Raw genomic sequence first — 17,733 nt, forward strand, 5'->3', positions numbered from 1 at the left:
ATACAGGGACGACTCGATTTTGAGTCGTCTTTTTTGTTTGAAAGAATTTTCTCTTAACTTAGTCAGAAAAAATGATATCATTTTCATAGAGTCTATTCGGGTGAATCTACTGAATTAGGGGTTGTAGCGGTGAGGATGGGCAAAAGGAAAGTCACTTTACAAACGAAAATTTTGGGGTTAATTATCGGGCTTTTGCTTGTTGTCATTGCGTTATTAACCATTTGTTTTGGTTTTCTGCAGACATCAGAAAGGCAGGGACAAGCTGAACAGCTGGCGGTGCAGACCGCTAGAACAATATCATATATGCCGCCCATTAAAGCATCGGTGGCTCTATCAGCGTCCCAAAATGAAGAACAGGCAGTGCTTGAGCAAATGAAGGAGCAAGTAAGAGCACATGCCATCTTCATTACCAATCGAAAAGGAAAGGTCCTTGTTCATACGAATCATGAGGACGTAGGAAAGACCATCAGTGTATCGGAAGGAAGAAGTACTCTCTTATTTGGAGGAACTTCCATATCAACTGATGATTCTAATGGTGAAACCGTTGTCAGAGGCAGTGCACCCATTATGAAAGAAACAGAAGGGCATGAAGAAATTATCGGCACAGTCACCGTCGAATTTTTAAAAAAAGAAATCGATCAAGCGACAGCTCATCAGCTATTGAAGCTTAGCTATATTGCCCTTCTTGTGCTCTTGCCGGGCATATTCGGTGCGATTTTTTTAACGAAGAGTATTCGCAAAGATACATTAGGGCTTGAGCCGCATGAAATAGCTTCGTTGTATCGAGAAAGAGAAGCGATGCTGCTCGCTATAAAAGAAGGGATCATTGCGTTTGACCAGAAAGGCGCGATTACGATGATGAATACATCCGCTGAGCACATGCTGCGCGTCTCATCAGAGCTGCCCCTTCATATTGATCAAGTCTTGCCAAATGCCAAACTTCTTCTCTATTTAAAGTCAGAGACGATTGAACCTAACATCGAAACCGTCGTCAATGATAAAACCTATGTCTTAAATGTGAAAAAAGTAATGCAGGAGAATCGAGTATTCGGAGGGATTGTGAGCTTCAGGGAGAAAACAGAGCTGACGAAGCTGCTGGATACATTAACAGAGGTCAGTCAATATTCAGAAGACCTGAGGGCACAAACGCACGAATTCTCAAATAAGCTGTACGCCATCTTAGGCCTGCTTGAGCTGAAGCAAGTCGATGAAGCCATCGACTTAATTAAAGAAGAATATCATCTGCAAAACCGTCAGCACGATTTACTCATGAAGCAGATTCGTTCTCCTAAAATACAAGCCATCTTACTTGGCAAGTTAGGGAAAGCATCTGAGAAAAAAGTCCATTTCCACATTGATGAAAATAGCTCACTAGAGCCGCTCCCAGCTCATTTAAGCCTATCTCACTTTATCACCATCATTGGCAATCTCGTAGATAATGCTTTTGAAGCTGTATTAAATAAGGAGAAGCGCGAGGTAGACCTATTCATCACAGATATTGGGTTTGATATTATCATAGAAGTGTCAGATTCAGGTGATGGAGTGAATGAAGAGGAGCTGTCACAGATTTTCACAAGAGGCCATTCGTCAAAGGGAGAAGGACGAGGCTATGGGCTTGCAAATGTGAAAGAAGTGTTGGACGAGCTTGGGGGCTGGATTGAAGTTGCGAACCAAAAAGAAGGCGGTGCCATCTTCACTGTATACATACCGAAAGGCACAAAGGGGGAATAGATGGTGATTAAGGTACTCATTGCGGAGGATGATTTTCGAATCGCTGCCATTCATGAATCTTATATACAAAAGATAGAAGGATTTAAGGTCGCTGGAAAGGCAAAGAGTGCAAAGGATATGTGGGAGGCGCTCCAGAGGGAACAAGTGGATCTCATCTTGCTTGATGTCTATATGCCTGATGAGCTCGGCACAAACCTGCTGCCGCTTTTAAGAGAACGCTATCCTGAAGTAGATGTGATCATTATCACGGCTGCAACGGAAACGACGCTTTTAAGAGATGCGCTTCATTACGGAGTGGTTCATTATTTAATCAAACCGGTGACCGCACAAAAGTTTGCACAAGTTTTAACCGAATACAAAGAGAAGAAAGACATCATCAATTCAAAAGATGAAGTCAATCAAACGATGATCGATCTGTTTTTTGGGCAGATGCAGGAAGAGCCAAAACAAAGGGATGACAGAGATCTTCCTACAGGCATCAATTCACTGACCTTGGACAAAGTGAAAACATTGATGGCATCCGAGATTAGCGGAATTACAGCAGAAGAACTCGGGGAAAAGATGGGCGCATCACGTACAACGGCGAGACGGTACGTAGAGTATCTCGTGACAACAGGGGAATGCCGGGCAGAGCTTGCATACGGAATCATTGGCAGACCTGAACGTAAATATTACCCTGCCAAACAAGCGGAGTCATAAAAGATGAAAAAAGGAATACTTTTTGTGATCGTGCTCTGCCTTTGTATGACGCTTACCTTTAATGAAAAAAAGGCCGGTGATTCTTTCCTGCAGCAAAGCTCCTTATATATTGTGGTGTCGGGTGTACCAGAGGGGGGATTTGACCAAACGGCTCAGGTGATGAAATCAGTGCTTGAACAAGAGAAGCTGGTGAACCGGCCTGTTAACATTCTTTATCAAAGAGGCGGAACGGTGGATAAAGGATGGACATACATGATGGAGCGAGAAGCCAACTATATCAGTTTAAATTCAAGCTTATTGTTAAGCCGTAATTTGCTTGGCAGCAGTAACGTGACGATGAATGATGTGACACCGCTGGCAATTCTTGCAGAAGAGTGGCAGGTCGTCGCAGTCCCAGTGGATTCTCCTTTTTCAAATGGGAAGGAGCTGTTACACGCACTTAAGAAAAAACCAGATTCCTTAAAAATTGGGTTTGCCCCTGATTTTGGAAATGATGATCAAATCTCATTCGCCCGGGCAGCAGAAATGGCAGGAATTGATCCATATCGCATTCAATTTTTGAAATTTGACAGTGCAGATGATCTATTTCAGGCGCTCATCGACCATGAGGTGGATGCAGCAACGACTACCATTACAGAGGTTCGTCATGATTATGAAAAAAAGAGGCTGAAGCTCGTAGCGACGACAACCAGCCAGCGCTTAGATGGATTTGAAGATGTGCCGACGTGGAAAGAGCAGGGCATTCCGCTCATCTTTTCCCATTGGCGCGGTGTGATGGGCCCAAAACAAATGAGTCAGCATGAGGTTCGTGAATGGGATCAGCTTCTTCAAAAAATGACGAAAACGAAGTCCTGGAAAAAGCGATTAAAGCAAAAGGGCTGGACAAGTCGTTATATGAACAGCAAAGAGGCAAAGGTCTTTATGGAAGATCAATTAAGGCAATATGAGCAATTGATACAAGGAGAACAAGCGGTCGAGTGAGACCGCTTCCAGCGTGTAGACAAACCCTTGCATTCGGTATCAGTTCTGTGTGCTGGTGCTCACGAATCTCATATTCGCTCCGCTCCAGTACTCATCCTTCCTAGACTGCAAAGGTTTTCTATCACACTGAAAAGAAGACAAAGGGCTTAAATAAACCCTTTGTTTTTTTCATGGTATTAAAAAGCCCAATGTTTGAACAAAATGAACAAAAAGCATTTATCGACCGAAAAAGAATTAAAATTCATAATATTTACTTCAATTCTCACCTCAGATATGATGACAAAAAGGGTTGGAAATGGGATACCAACACATTAATGAAAGCGTATACAACATAAGGGGTGAACAATATGTTAGCAATCTTAGGATTTCTTATGATGATTGTATTTATGGTTTTGATTATGACGAAACGTATGTCTGTTTTAACGGCATTGGTGTTAACACCAATTGCATTTGCTCTTATTGCAGGTTTTCATTTTACTGAAATTTCAGACATGATTGTCAAAGGTGTGCAGCAAGTCGCACCAACAGCAGTCATGATCATGTTTGCGATTTTGTACTTTGGCATTATGATTGATGCGGGTTTATTTGACCCAATGGTGGCGAAAATTTTAAAAATCGTTAAAGGCGATCCATTAAAAATCGTTGTCGGAACAGCTGTCTTGACGATGCTTGTTGCACTTGATGGTGATGGAACGACAACGTATATGATTACAACAACAGCGATGCTTCCACTATTTACGCTGCTTGGCATCCGTCCAATTATTTTAGCGGGTATTGCCGGGGTCGGCATGGGAATTATGAATACAATTCCATGGGGAGGAGCTACACCTAGAGCGGCGAGTGCACTTGGCGTCGATCCTTCACTTTTATTTGGACCAATGATTCCAGTCATTGGTGCAGGGGTTCTCAGTATGATTATTGTTGCTTATTTTCTTGGAAAAGCCGAGAGAAAACGCCTTGGTGTGATTGAACTTGACCAGCCGATTCATGCAAATGAAATGGCAGCGGCACTGCAAGATGACATCAAACGGCCGAAGCTTTGGTGGTTTAACCTGGCGCTGACTTTGTTATTGGTGCTGCTGCTTGTATCAGGTAAAGTCAGCTTAACTGTTCTATTTGTTCTTGCTTTCTGTGTGGCGATTATCGTGAACTATCCGAACTTGGACCAGCAGCGTGAGCGAATTGCGGCTCACTCAACAAACGTTTTAGCCATTGCTTCGATGATTTTTGCGGCAGGTGTTTTTACAGGTATTCTAACTGGAACGAAAATGGTCGATGAAATGGCGATTTCGATTGTATCTGCAATTCCAGAGCAGCTGGGCGGCTTTATTCCAGTCATTGTCGCATTAACAAGCGGAATCTTTACTTTCTTTATGCCGAATGATGCATACTTTTACGGCGTACTGCCGATCCTATCAGAAACAGCGGCAGCATATGGTGTCGATAAAATTGAGATTGCCAGAGCCTCTATTATTGGTCAGCCGATTCATATGTTAAGTCCACTTGTTCCATCGACTCATTTACTGGTTGGACTTGTTGGCGTATCATTGGATCAGCATCAGAAATTTGGGATGAAATGGGCTGTGCTGGCAGTCGTCGCTATGACCGTCATGGCGGTTCTCATTGGGGCCATTTCCATCTGGTAAATAAAAAAGTGTCTGCTGCGGGCAGGCACTTTTTTTAGGTCATATTGCCGACCAGGCTCCATTCATTTGCCCTAGACAAAGATCAGCCTGTTCCTCCAAAAGATTTATTTTTGAAAAATACTGACACTTTTGCTGTTTTTTTCTTTATAATGCAAATCAACGAAGGGAGAGGATAGCATGTCCAAACGAAAAGGCACGATTCTTTTTGCTGCTGCATGCCTCTTAGCAGGCAGTTTGTCGATGGTGAGCCCAGCTTCAGCTCATGCAGAAACCCCTTATTATGGAAAGAGTTATGAACAGCCAGCTTCAGTGAAAAAGCTATACCCTGAGCCTGACGAGACGTTTGATACCCCTGCCTTTCAGAAAAAAGGAGAAGCATTTACGACCCAAGAAGAGCTTCAAGCTTTCTTACGAGACATTGTCCGCAAAAGCCCTTACGCCACGCAGAAACAGATTGGAACATCCATTGAAGGCAGATCCATTCCGGCTCTGTACTTTACAAAGGATCGCTCCATCACGCCACTTTCAAAAAAGCCAACCATCTGGCTCCAAGCACAAATACACGGAAATGAACCAGCCTCCGGTGAATCTGCTCTCGTCATTGCAAAACGATTAGCAGGTGAAGAAGGAGAGCGTATACTCAATCATGTCAATATCATCATTGTCCCAAGAATCAATCCTGATGGTTCTTATGCGTTTGACCGCAGACTGGCAAACGGATTAGACGGAAACCGTGATCATATGACATTAGAATCTCCAGAACTGACAGCCCTGCATCAAGAATTTAATCGGTATGCGCCAGAAGTGGTCATTGATGCCCATGAATACGATGTGGGTCAAAAGCAGTTTGAAAATATCGGTTCATCAGGCGCTCTCAAATATCATGATTTGCTTATTCTTTCAGGGAAGAATCTAAATATTCCAGAAAGCATCCGGCTGACATCAAATGAGTTGTATGTAAACGGAGTTCGTGAAACGCTGACAAATAAAGGGTTTTCTAACGATTTGTATTATACAAACACAAGAGGAAAGGATGGAAAGATCGACATCTATGAAGGTGGAACGGATGCGCGAATTGGCCGTAATGCCCTTGCACTTTCGCCAGCCCTGTCATTTCTTGTAGAAAGCAGAGGGATTGGGATTGGAAGAGAGGATTTTGCCCGCCGCGTCGCTGCCCAAGTAGCCACCCATGAAAAAATCATTGAAACTACAGTGAAACATGCCAAACAGGTGAAGCAGCAAATGGTGACGGAGCGGCTGAAGCTGGTCAAAAAAGGACTGCTGCCAAATGATGATGATCAGGTAGTCATTCAAGACGATTTCAAAGCATCTGTCAATGACTCGCTGGAAATGGTTGATATTGAGAAGGGACAAACGACTCAAGTTCCTGTACGCTTTCACAGTGCGAGCGATGCTGTTCCCATCTTAACAAGAGAACGGCCGACAGCTTATCTCATTCTTCCGGGGCATGAAGGAGTAGAAAGGAAACTCAGAACATTAGGATTAAAAAGTGTCACATTGCCGGCTGGCATGAAAGTGCCGGTACAAGCCTATCAGGTGACAAAGCGAGAGGAAAAGAGCAAAACAGATATTCAGCTTGAAACAAAACTCGTTGACAAGAAACGCCAGCTGCCAAAAGGAACAAAGGTATATGTCACGGCACAGCCGCAAACCAATTTGCTCTCACTTGCCCTTGAACCAGAATCAAAGGACAGCTATATGTCATCAGGGTTTATTGCTTCAAAAGCAGGTGATGAACTGCCAGTCTATCGTTTCATGCTTCCAAAAAAGACGTTAGGCATTCAATAAAAAGGACTAAAATGATAGCCCTTTATCAAATGTAAAAGCGGCACTAGGCGTGCCGCTTTTTTTATTTTCGTCCAGCTCTTATTTCATCTGTCATGCCTTCATATGGTGCTTCTGCGATAATGGTTTCGTCATTCACACCTGCATGATGGATATACGTAATGTCCGCAAATTCTGGGACAACATATTTCGGATAGGTTTCGTATTTTTCACGAGATTCTTTCATGAGATCGATGTAGTCATTTTGATAGCAAACTGTGATATCTGGACGTTCATGCACCCATTTAGGGAAGAAGATGACGCCATGCATGCGTTTTTCCTCAGGCATAAAGTTCAGAGAGACGTCTGTCCCAGTTGGTTCTGTCCAAGAGACTTTGTATACGCCTTTTGTCAGCTTCACAATATTTACTTCTTGATCACGGACCCAGCGTCCTCCAACCATTCCGCTATGAATGCGGTAATCAATGGTGTGATCGTTTTTAATGTAAATCTCATATTCCCAGCCATTTTCATACGTATAAATCATATGAAGTCCAACGAATTGATCCATGTTTATTCCTTCTTTCATTAGAATGATGTTTTTTCAAACATGTTGTGATTTACATATTTATTTTAAAGTCTATGGTATACTATTGTCAAAGAATAAGCGTTGGAGGCACATCATGAGAGTACTAAAATATGCCATTCTTGGCTTGCTGGATCAGCATGAGCTGACGGGATACGATATCACGAAACATTTTAAGGATTCCCTTGGACAGTTTTGGAGTGCGAAGCACAGTCAGATTTACCCTGAGCTGAAGCGTCTTACAGAGGAAGGATTTATTGAATTTGATATTCACATACAAGGAAAAAAGCTGGAGAAGAAGGTCTATCAAATTACAGCGGCAGGAAAAGAAGAATTGCGTCAGTGGTTAAAAACAAAGGATCCGATTCCGGAAACAACAAAGGATGAATTCATGCTCAAAACCTTTTTCATCTCCTCCATGGACAAAAAAGAAGCGGCTGACCTGTTTGCCTATCAACTGTTAGAGCGCACCAAGAAAGTAGATGTGCTGGAACAGAAGCTGCACGCTTTGACAGAGGAAGACCCTTCTGCTGAATCGCTGCATTCAGCGCAATTTGGGCATTACTTAGTGCTCACAAGGGCAATTGAAAGAGAAAAAGGCTATGTCCGCTGGCTCCAAAAGACCCTTAAACGTATTGATTCATCTATGGTCTAAGGACAATGGTCGGATGATATGATAAAAAATGGTTTGAAACGAGTGAATTTATCAATAGAAACCGCTACAATGGATATATTCGTATTAAAGTGAGGCGAGTATGTTTGAGTAATCAAGAAGCGTTGTGGAATGAAGCAGAAGCTTTTATTTCTGTATGCTATGAAGAATTAAACAAGTCAAATGAAGAGAAAGCAGCACGTCTGCATGAAATAAAAAAAGAAATTGAGTCTGAAGGAATTTATACGCATACACTAGAGGAATTAGCTCACGGGGCGAAAATGGCATGGCGCAACAGTAACCGCTGCATTGGCCGTTTGTTTTGGTCGACCCTGCAAGTGCATGACTGCCGGCATGTAAAGACAGAGGATGAGGTGAAGGAGGCGCTCTTTCATCATATTGAGTATGCGACAAATGGCGGGAAAATCAAACCGTCCATTACGATTTTTCCCCCAGAGAAAAACAGACAGAAGGAAGTCGTCATTTATAATCATCAGCTCGTTCGTTATGCAGGCTATGAGTCGGAATATGGCATCATCGGCGACGAGGCATCTCTTGAATTAACAAAATTATGTCAAGCCTATGGCTGGGAAGGAGAAGGCACACATTTTGATATTTTGCCTCTCATGTTTCAGCTAAAAGGTCAGCCGCCTGTTCTGTATGAGCTTCCGAAAGAAATCGTCCAAGAGGTAGAGATCACCCATCCTGAATATGATGGATTCCGTGATTTGGGACTAAAATGGTATGCGGTTCCGATTATTGCTGATATGAAATTAGAGATTGGCGGTATTCATTACAATGCTGCACCGTTTAATGGCTGGTATATGGGCACAGAAATTGGCGCACGCAACCTAGCGGATGAAAACCGCTACAATATGCTGAAAAAAGTCGCTTCTCTTTTAGGACTGGACACAACCAAGAATGCGTCCCTTTGGAAGGATAAAGCCATTGTCGAATTGAATGTGGCGGTTCTCCATTCTTATCGTGAAGCAGGGGTGACCATTGTTGATCACCATACAGCAGCACATCAATTCAAGCAGTTTGAAAAGCAGGAAGAAAAGGCTGACCGCAAGCTGACTGGGGACTGGACATGGCTGATTCCGCCAGTATCACCAGCTGCTACCCACATATTCCACAAGCATTACGACAATACCATTGTGAAACCAAACTATTTTTATCAGGAAAAGCCCTATCACGGGACAGAAAAAGCCTAGCGAGAGCTAGGTTTTTTTATTATCTTATTCGAAAATCCTGATAATGAGCCAGCTCAGTGAGCGGCTCCATTTGCATGTCGGTGACTTTTGAAAAAGGACTTCCTTTCCGGACAGTCTCTAAGAAATCAATCACTTTCTGCTGCTCACCCTCTACCTTTAACTCGACATGACCTTCATCTGTGTTGCGTACCCAGCCTTTCATTCCACGATTGACAGCTTCTCCCTGAACAAAATAACGAAAGCCGACTCCTTGCACACGTCCTTTTACAATGGCGTGATAATGAATCATGGTCATCTCTCCTTTTTTCACATCGTACCATAGCCTGCATCTGATCTTCACGCCTCGACTATGATTTGATTGTCAAACGATGTAAAATAAAGGCCAGTAGACAACCAAAGGAGATGGCCATCGTGGGACAAAAGAGATACGGCATAGAAGGAATCCAAGTGGGACAACCTATCATTACATATGCGAATGGAAAAGAAATCAAAACAGCCATCAACAAAAGGCGCATTCATGAGCCTGTGTATTTAAGTCAGGTCAATTTTGAAGGAGATGGTCAGGGGGATTTGGTTCATCATGGGGGTTATGATAAAGCCGTCTGCGTCTTTCCGTATGATCATTATGCTCACTTTGAACAATTTTTAGGGGTGCCATTACAGGAAGCTGCCTTTGGCGAGAATATAACAGTACGCCAGCTAGTCGAAACGAATGTGCATATTGGCGATGTGTTTCAGCTTGGAGATGCATTTGTTGAGGTGAGCCAGCCAAGACAGCCTTGTGTGAAATTATCTCTTAAGCATGGCAACATGAAGCTTGTAAAGGAAGTGCAAAAAACAGGGTATACAGGCTTTTATTTACGTGTATTGAAAGAAGGCATGGTGCCGCCTGATGCATCGCTAGTATTAGTAGAAAAAGCGTCCCATCACATTACGGTCCATGAGGTCAATGAAGTCAAATATCGTCAAACAAGTCCAGAGAGACTGAAAGCCGTTCTTGAAGTAGATGCCTTAGCAGATGTGGTCAGGAAGTCTTTAGAAAAACGAATTCAGCACATTTAAAAAAAGCCGTACATCAGCTTAAGATGTGCGGCTTTTCTAAGCTTATGAGCTGCGTTTCTTTTGCTCAAGAAGATTTGCAAGGAAATATGTTTTTAAGCTTTGAAGCTTTCTTCCTTCATGCTTGGTCACACCAAGCTTCTTTAATTCTTCGACATACCAGCCTTTGCTACCATAATGCATGATAGAAAACTCCTTTCAATTGAAACTGCCTGCATTGTAACATCTCAAAAAAGGAGGTGAAAAGCGTGCAGGTGTCAAGAAATGAAAACTGATTCTATCTGCCTATGATCCATGTATATGCTGGAAATATTGATTTATGAATTTGGCGGGTTGAGGGTAACGAGGATCATGCCGACCGTCATAATCATGATGATAACACCAAGATAGGTCATCATGGATTGTTTTTTCTTAATCCCTACAACCGTTAAGATAATACTTTCGATGAAAAAGATAACACCTATGATGATGAACCACATATCAAATAAGACCCCTTTCGCATATCTTTGCCTATTTTACCACAGGCTTTTTTGTTTAGTCGTGACAGATTCGTGAAACGGGCATGAAAAAATCCCCACCTGTGAAGGAGGGGATACAGCGTGTAGACAAACCCTCGCATTCGTTGTCAGGTCTGCGCTTCGGTGCTCACGAATGTCAAATTCGCTCTGCTCCGCTGCTCGTCCTTCCTAGACTGCAAAGGTTTTTTATCACGCTGAAAAGAAGACAAAGGGCTAAAATCAACATCATTTTAGCCCTTTGTCAACAATCTGAATCCCCACCTGTGAAGGAGGGGATAGCTGGCTTACAGCTTTGTTAAAATAATCGGTTCGTCTTTAGTAATCACAATCGTATGTTCAATCTGTGCCACTAGACTTTTATCTGGTGTTTTAAATGTCCAGCCATCATCAGCCTGATAAATCGATTCAGCATTTGTTGAAATGAAAGGTTCAAAGGCAATGACTGTGCCATTTTTAAACAAAGCATTATCGAATGGATCATAGTAGTTCAAAATATGGTTGGGTGCTTCATGCAGATTCTTCCCAATGCCGTGTCCTGTTAGGTTTTTAATGACAGTAAATCCTTGTTCTTTCGCTGTATTGTAGACCGCACGGCCAATTTGGTTTTGTCTTTTACCGGCTTTTGCATGCTTTAATCCTTCAAGGAACGCATCCTCCGCACACTTACATAATGCTTCAAGACGAGCATCACCTGTTCCTAAAACGAATGAAATACCTGTATCGGAATAATATCCGTCAAGCTCTGCTGAGATATCAATGTTCACGAGGTCGCCCTCTTGTAAAATGGTTTTTTCACTAGGGATACCGTGTGCAACTTCATCGTTTACGCTGATACAAGTGGTACCAGGAAAGTCATATTCCTTTTCAGGTGCTGAATTGGCACCGTGCTCTTCTAATATTTTTTTCCCAATCAAATCTAATTCTTTTGTAGACATGCCTGGTTTCGCTTGGCTTTTCATTTCTTCTCTTGCCAAAGCGACAATTCGGCCGACTTTTTTTAAGGCTTCTAACTCATGATCATGTTTGACAATCACTGTTCATTCCCGCTTTCTATATCTTCATTCTATTCAATAGCTTACCACATTTTACGCAAAAAGAGTAAAGAGCGGAATTCAAATGGATGTGGACAAATTGGTATAGATAACTAGACGTGCATATGATATATTTTTTATGAACATCATGAATGATTTTGGTCATGATGATGACAAAGGGGGGAAATCAGATGGTGTTTCAGTTTTTTCAAAAGCTAGGAAAATCATTTATGCTTCCAATCGCTGTACTTCCAGCAGCAGGGATTATTTTGGCCATTGGGCGGGAGGATGTATTCAATATCCCGTTTATTCATGCGGCAGGGAATGCAATTTTTGCGAACTTGGCTTTAATTTTTGCAATGGGTGTAGCGATTGGTATTTCAAAGGATGGGAACGGGGCAGCGGCATTATCAGGAGCGATCTCTTATTTTATTTTGTCAGCCGGTACAACGTCGATTAACTCAACCAACAATATGGGGGTATTGGGCGGTATTTTATGCGGGCTTTTGGCAGGTTATGTTTACAATAAATTTAAGGATACGAAACTGCCGGAATACTTAGGTTTCTTTAGCGGAAGGCGGCTTGTGCCTATTATGACCGCACTTTTCACCATTCTATTAGCAGCCGTTTTCGGATATGTATGGCCGCCGATTCAAAGTGTGATCAATGATTTAGGGGAATGGATTTTAAGTCTTGGGGCAACAGGTGCAGGGCTGTTTGGTTTCTTTAACCGATTGCTCATTCCATTAGGACTTCACCATGTCTTGAATAACTTATTTTGGTTTCAATTCGGGGAATTCAGCGGGGCAACAGGGGATTTAGCGCGATTCTTTAAAGGAGATCCAAGCGCGGGTGTCTTTATGACCGGATTCTTCCCAGTGATGATGTTTGGTCTGCCAGCGGCATGTCTAGCCATGGTTGTGACTGCAAAGCCTGAGAAGCGAAAAGCAACAGCTGGACTGATGATTGGTATGGCACTTACATCATTTATAACAGGGATCACTGAACCAATTGAATTTTCTTTTATGTTTTTATCTCCACTTTTATATGGTGTCCATGCTATTTTGACGGGGCTTTCGCTTTTTATTGTAAACACTCTTGGGATTCATAGCGGCTTTGCCTTTTCAGCAGGTGCGATTGATTACGTCTTAAGCTTCGGAATTGCGCAAAAACCGATCTTGCTTCTTGTAGTAGGAATCATTTATGGCGTCGTGTACTTTGTCGTTTTCTATTTCCTCATTAAACTATTAAAGCTGAAAACACCAGGCAGGGAAGATGATGACATGGAAGATATCGCAGCGGATGATACGGTGACGGCAGGAGGAGCGAGTATGCTCGTAGAGGGACTTGGCGGCAAAGACAATATCACCACGATTGATCATTGTGCCACACGTCTTCGCTTAACAGTAGAGGATACAAATTTATTAAATGAAGGTACATTGAAGAAGGCAGGTGCCAAAGGGGTCCTGACTTCTGGAAAAACAACCGTACAAATCATCATTGGAACGAATGTAGAATTTGTCGCAGATGATCTCCGTAAGGAAGTCGATCGAGATTAAAAAAAACGTTCAGCCAGGTCAAATGGGCTGAACGTTTTTTTGTTTACGCTGTTCGATCACCAGTACAATGCTGATGACAACAAGTAAAAACCACGAACTGATTTTACCAAGATGGACGAGAGACCAAGCATGCTGCTGATTTGGATATTGCCATGCGCCTAAAAAGGTCGTGACATTTTCGGCCACCCAAATAAAAAAGCCAATCAGGAGAAATGAAACAACAAGCGGCATTCGAAAGGAAGATGGACCAACCTGAAACGAAACCGACGTTTTCCGAAACACAACAACAAGCAGACATGTCAGCCACCACCTGACATCATAGAGCCAGTGATGCGTAAAGAAATTGAGATAAATGCACAAACTGATGCCAATTGAAAGAAATGGATGAGGCCAGTCGGTCACTTTTACATGAAGTCGTGAAAGTGCCTGATAAATATAACTAGCCACACTCGCATACATAAAGCCGCTATAAAGTGGAACCCCAAATATTTTTGTATAAGCTTCTTCAGGGTAGGACCAAGAGCCCATATGTACTTTATACACTTCTAAACAGATTCCTATGAGATGAAATAGACAAATGACCTTTAGCTCCGCCCAAGTCTCCAGCCGCAGCGTCAGCATCAGGATCTGAGCTGCGATGCAAAGCAGTAGAATGAAATCATACCGGTGAAGAAAAGGAATAGTCACCGTCTTTGATAGGGCAAGCGCCGCAAAGATCATGACGGGGAATAGACATGAGATGGCCTGTAAATAAGCAAAATGAAATAGTGTTTTCATACAAAATTAAACCCCTTTTTACTGTCTGAAATGACTTAGACGGTTTTAGCAAGGGAAAAGTTTACCTCAACTAGATATTCATGAACAATTTGTGAATATATATGTGAAAAAGATCACAAATAACATTTCGAATAGTATAATAAGATCATAAAGAAAATGTGAAATATTTCACATAATTTAAAAGGAGGCATCATCATGTTTACAAAATTCTTACAAACGAATGTATGGGCAGCCGTTATCCTTTTGGCAGCAAGACTTTATATCGGATGGACTTGGCTGACATCTGGTATTGGAAAACTAACAGGTGGATTTGATGCGTCAGGCTATTTGCAATTTGCAATATCTGAACCTGTCGTCAAAGATGGTCATCTAGTGTATCCGTTCTATGTATGGTTTTTAGAAAATGTCGCTTTGCCAAATGCCGGACTATTCAGTGCCATGGTCATGTGGGGAGAAATCTTAGTAGGCCTAGGATTAATTGTTGGATTGTTTACAACAACGGCAGCCTTTTTTGGAAGCGTGATGAATGTCTCTTTCTTACTAGCTGGAACTGTCTCTGTGAACCCGCTGCTTCTGCTCATAGCCATCATTATCATGGCAGCGAAAGGGAATGCAGGCAAATTTGGACTTGATTATGTCGCAGGTCCAGTCCTCAAAAGAACAATGAAAAGAAAGCCGCAGTTAGAAGTGGCATCATAATAAAGAAAAGCATCCTGAGCACAAGCTCAGGATGCTTTTTTATTTAAGAATCGGCTTTAATGAGGTTGATATGCAGGACGGTGAGCTCATGCTGACTCATATCTGGATCATGGCCTACGATAAATTCGAGTTCATAATCACCGGTTCGATACACATATTTTTTCTCTTTTGTCTGAGGAATGGTACTCACTGAATCCGCTGGTCCAAGCTGTTTCTTTAGTAACGAAGGGGTCATACCGCCGATATTTGTTTCTTTTTCTACATTTGTACCGAAATAACGGATTTCATCAATTTTGCCTTTCGCATCATAGTGAAAAGCAAATCCAGGATTCCCCATTTCAGCATGATACAAATCAAAGCTGCTTTGACCTGTTTCTGGATATGGATGTCCGAGCTGATGATGAACGTCTTTTTTTGTTTGAACGCCTATTTTCAGTCCCTTCGCATAGTAGGGCATTTGTCCTTTATGTGCCAGCTTATAAATGCTGTTAAGCGCGGCTTTTGGACCTTGAGGAACGGATTGCTCTGCTGCTGGTTTAATCATGGCGTGTGCTGAGACCGCAGGGCTGAAACCGAATAGGGCCGATGAAGCAAGTGAGGCAGTTACGACAAAAGCTGCTGTTTTCTTCATGATAAATCCCTCCTTCTTCTCCTATACCCGGGGCCATCATGATCAAACGTGAAAAGAACCAGCTGATCAAGGATCGGCTGGTTCTTAGCATGAGAACGTTATTTTGAAGAAGAGTTGGATTCATCTTTGGCGGAAGAGGAATCCTTTTCATCCTGTACTTTCTTTGTATAGTCATAATCGTTGCGGTCAATCGGTGTAAAGCCTTTAGGCTTGTAGAAACGGAGTAAATCTTCGGTGACAATCTTATCAGATGTCTCCAGCATCTTTTTCACCGTTTCATTTTCTTGCGATGCCTTGTCAGTTGGCTCGATTTTCTCGCCTGTTTTGTTGCTGTAATAGTTATTGCCTACTTTCGTGTAGTCCTTAGACACGAAGTCACCGTTTCTAAATGGCACAAGCTCTTTAAAGTTCTTCGATAAGATATCAGAACCAGACATTAAATAGTTCTTCGTATCATCGCCAAGCAGGTGCAGAAGAGTTGGTGCGACATCGACTTCACCAGAGTATTTATGAATCTGTCCGCCTTTTACGCCAGGAACATGGATAAAGAGCGGCACACGCATGAGCTGCGCATTTTCATAATCTCCAATTTTTTGCCCTGTCACTTTTTCCATCGCTTCATTATGGTTTTCAGAAATACCGTAATGATCTCCGTACATAATAACGACGGTATTGTCATAGAGACCTGACTTTTTCAAATCGTTGAAGAACTGTTCAATCGCTTCATCTAAATAATGAGCCGATTGGAAGTAGTTATCGACGACAGAGTCACCGAAATCACCAGGCTCGAAATCAGTATCACCTTCATCCATTCCAAATGGGAAATGGTTCGATAAGGTAATGAATTTCGAATAAAACGGCTGCTTCATGTTTTTAAGAATTGGCATCGATTCTTTGAAGAACGGTTTGTCTTTCAGTCCATAGTTCTTCGTATCCTGCTCGTTCATATCGTAGTACTCAGAATCGTAAAATCTGTCATATCCAAAGGATTTAAACATTTCATTACGGTTCCAGAAGGTTTTCGTATTTCCATGGAATTCTGCTGACGTATATTGATCCTTCTTCAAAATACCAGGAAGTGCTTGATATGTGTTTTGCGCCTTGTTAATAAAAACAGAGCCCTGTGATAATGGGAATAACCCAGTATCCATCATAAATTCAGCATCAGACGTTTTTCCCTGTCCTGTTTGATGGAAGAAGTTATCAAAGTAAAACGTTTTATTGTCGTGTGCCAATGAATTAAGGAATGGCGTTACTTCTTTTCCATTGACCTTATAATCAATGACAAAGTTTTGCAGAGATTCAAGAGAAATTGTAATGACGTTCATGCCTTTCGCTTTCCCGTAATAAGCAGGGTTAGGATCAGCGCTGTTCGCTTTTAAATAGTTCTCTACATCTGTCACGTCATTTGAATTTGCCAGAGCACGCTGGCTGTTTGATTTTACATTTTGAATGGCATCAAACACAGTAAAGTTATAAGCGCCTAAATATTTAACTAAATAATTGCGGTCGAACGATCTTGATAAAAGCTCTGGACGATCGATCTCTGCAGCCACTAAGTTTAAAACAAAGATCACAACAGAGGACACAAGGACGAGTCTAAACGATTTTGACTTTTGAACAAGTACAGTGGCTGTACTTGTTTGCTGCTGCCTTTTCATGCGGACTGCAAGTACGATCAAAATGATTGTATCAATAAAGTAAAACACATCAGTCCAACGCATGAGTGAAAATGCACTATCACCTAATTGTCCGCCATTCGTTCCTGCCTGCATCACTGTAGGCAGCGTGATAAAGTCATTGAAGAATCGATAGTACACGATGTTTGCGTATAGTAAAAAAGACATGAAAAAGTGAATCACAATGATAGCGGCAGGCTGCCATTTTTTCTTGAACAATAAAGCAAAGCCAAGAAAGAACAAGCTGGAGCTAATAGGATTCACGAAAAGCAAAATATGCTGAAGCACATTTGATATACCAAGTTTAAATTCGATTAAATACGCTGAGTACGTTTTGAGCCATAGTAAGACGGCTGCAATCAGAAAGAAGCCGAGACCTCTTTTTTGAATAAATGTTTTCATATAAACACTCCTTTTCTCCGTTAAACGGAAGAGGCGGAACGAAAGAAAACGAACCATTAGAATATACCACGAAATGCACAAATA

At 42.0% G+C, this 17,733-nt stretch carries 18 protein-coding genes; 10 read left to right on the plus strand and 8 right to left on the minus strand.

The annotated features are described in order from the left end of the window. Positions 1-135 precede the first annotated feature (135 nt). The 5 genes from NSS65_RS03700 to NSS65_RS03720 all read left to right on the plus strand — a co-directional run bounded on the left by NSS65_RS03700 (position 136) and on the right by NSS65_RS03720 (position 6,866). Positions 136-1,731, plus strand: a complete 1,596-nt coding sequence (locus tag NSS65_RS03700) for a sensor histidine kinase (RefSeq protein ID WP_061110555.1) — start codon at positions 136-138, stop codon at positions 1,729-1,731. A gap of 3 nt (positions 1,732-1,734) precedes the next feature. Then, positions 1,735-2,430, plus strand: a complete 696-nt coding sequence (locus tag NSS65_RS03705) for a response regulator (RefSeq protein ID WP_046314340.1) — start codon at positions 1,735-1,737, stop codon at positions 2,428-2,430. Positions 2,431-2,433: 3 nt separating this feature from the next. After that, the gene (locus NSS65_RS03710; protein WP_046314227.1) at positions 2,434-3,411 is read left to right on the plus strand and encodes a tripartite tricarboxylate transporter substrate-binding protein; all 978 of its coding nucleotides are present in this window, start codon (positions 2,434-2,436) and stop codon (positions 3,409-3,411) included. A gap of 347 nt (positions 3,412-3,758) precedes the next feature. Next, a complete protein-coding gene (locus NSS65_RS03715) occupies positions 3,759-5,057 on the plus strand; it encodes a citrate:proton symporter (protein WP_034283666.1) in 1,299 nt (432 codons plus the stop codon). Positions 5,058-5,234: 177 nt separating this feature from the next. Then, positions 5,235-6,866, plus strand: a complete 1,632-nt coding sequence (locus tag NSS65_RS03720) for a M14 family metallocarboxypeptidase (RefSeq protein ID WP_326135409.1) — start codon at positions 5,235-5,237, stop codon at positions 6,864-6,866. A 61-nt stretch (positions 6,867-6,927) separates the two neighbouring features. Here NSS65_RS03720 and NSS65_RS03725 read toward each other — a convergent pair whose 3' ends face one another. Beyond that, on the minus strand, positions 6,928-7,413 hold the full coding sequence (locus NSS65_RS03725) for a phenolic acid decarboxylase (protein ID WP_008341777.1): 486 nt from the start codon (positions 7,411-7,413) through the stop codon (positions 6,928-6,930). Between the two features lie 112 nt (positions 7,414-7,525). Here NSS65_RS03725 and NSS65_RS03730 point away from each other — a divergent pair, with 112 nt between their 5' ends. After that, positions 7,526-8,083, plus strand: a complete 558-nt coding sequence (locus tag NSS65_RS03730) for a PadR family transcriptional regulator (RefSeq protein ID WP_034283668.1) — start codon at positions 7,526-7,528, stop codon at positions 8,081-8,083. A 104-nt stretch (positions 8,084-8,187) separates the two neighbouring features. Then, entirely contained in the window at positions 8,188-9,294 is a 1,107-nt protein-coding gene (locus NSS65_RS03735) for a nitric oxide synthase oxygenase (protein ID WP_101676693.1), read from the plus strand. Positions 9,295-9,313: 19 nt separating this feature from the next. Here NSS65_RS03735 and NSS65_RS03740 read toward each other — a convergent pair whose 3' ends face one another. Further along, complete coding sequence (locus NSS65_RS03740) at positions 9,314-9,583, minus strand: acylphosphatase (RefSeq protein WP_034283670.1); 270 nt, start codon at positions 9,581-9,583, stop codon at positions 9,314-9,316. 122 nt (positions 9,584-9,705) lie between these two features. Between NSS65_RS03740 and NSS65_RS03745 the strand changes: the two genes are divergently transcribed. Beyond that, positions 9,706-10,356, plus strand: a complete 651-nt coding sequence (locus tag NSS65_RS03745; RefSeq protein ID WP_034623126.1) for an MOSC domain-containing protein — start codon at positions 9,706-9,708, stop codon at positions 10,354-10,356. Positions 10,357-10,398: 42 nt separating this feature from the next. Here the strand turns inward: NSS65_RS03745 and NSS65_RS03750 are convergent, their stop codons facing one another. From NSS65_RS03750 to map, 3 genes are all read right to left on the minus strand, one after another. Beyond that, on the minus strand, positions 10,399-10,536 hold the full coding sequence (locus NSS65_RS03750) for a YflJ family protein (RefSeq protein ID WP_064497716.1): 138 nt from the start codon (positions 10,534-10,536) through the stop codon (positions 10,399-10,401). A 134-nt stretch (positions 10,537-10,670) separates the two neighbouring features. Then, entirely contained in the window at positions 10,671-10,832 is a 162-nt protein-coding gene (locus tag NSS65_RS03755) for a hypothetical protein (protein WP_087976421.1), read from the minus strand. A gap of 323 nt (positions 10,833-11,155) precedes the next feature. Beyond that, positions 11,156-11,905, minus strand: coding sequence for a type I methionyl aminopeptidase (map, locus tag NSS65_RS03760; RefSeq protein ID WP_024424611.1), 750 nt, complete (start codon positions 11,903-11,905; stop codon positions 11,156-11,158). Positions 11,906-12,093: 188 nt separating this feature from the next. Here map and nagE point away from each other — a divergent pair, with 188 nt between their 5' ends. Beyond that, entirely contained in the window at positions 12,094-13,461 is a 1,368-nt protein-coding gene (gene nagE, locus NSS65_RS03765) for an N-acetylglucosamine-specific PTS transporter subunit IIBC (RefSeq protein WP_034283672.1), read from the plus strand. Between the two features lie 18 nt (positions 13,462-13,479). Here the strand turns inward: nagE and NSS65_RS03770 are convergent, their stop codons facing one another. After that, entirely contained in the window at positions 13,480-14,238 is a 759-nt protein-coding gene (locus tag NSS65_RS03770) for a DUF817 domain-containing protein (RefSeq protein WP_111927620.1), read from the minus strand. Between the two features lie 195 nt (positions 14,239-14,433). Between NSS65_RS03770 and NSS65_RS03775 the strand changes: the two genes are divergently transcribed. After that, complete coding sequence (locus tag NSS65_RS03775) at positions 14,434-14,937, plus strand: DoxX family protein (protein ID WP_034283676.1); 504 nt, start codon at positions 14,434-14,436, stop codon at positions 14,935-14,937. Positions 14,938-14,980: 43 nt separating this feature from the next. Here NSS65_RS03775 and NSS65_RS03780 read toward each other — a convergent pair whose 3' ends face one another. Both NSS65_RS03780 and NSS65_RS03785 read right to left on the minus strand, forming a co-directional pair. Beyond that, positions 14,981-15,568, minus strand: coding sequence for a YjgB family protein (locus tag NSS65_RS03780; RefSeq protein ID WP_034283677.1), 588 nt, complete (start codon positions 15,566-15,568; stop codon positions 14,981-14,983). A 98-nt stretch (positions 15,569-15,666) separates the two neighbouring features. Then, positions 15,667-17,649 carry an LTA synthase family protein gene (locus NSS65_RS03785; RefSeq protein WP_065215120.1) on the minus strand — a complete coding sequence of 661 codons (1,983 nt, stop codon included), beginning with the start codon at positions 17,647-17,649 and terminating at the stop codon, positions 15,667-15,669. Positions 17,650-17,733: the final 84 nt, after the last annotated feature.

Source organism: Bacillus sp. FSL K6-1006 (assembly GCF_038593175.1).
Lineage (GTDB): Bacteria > Bacillota > Bacilli > Bacillales > Bacillaceae > Bacillus > Bacillus safensis.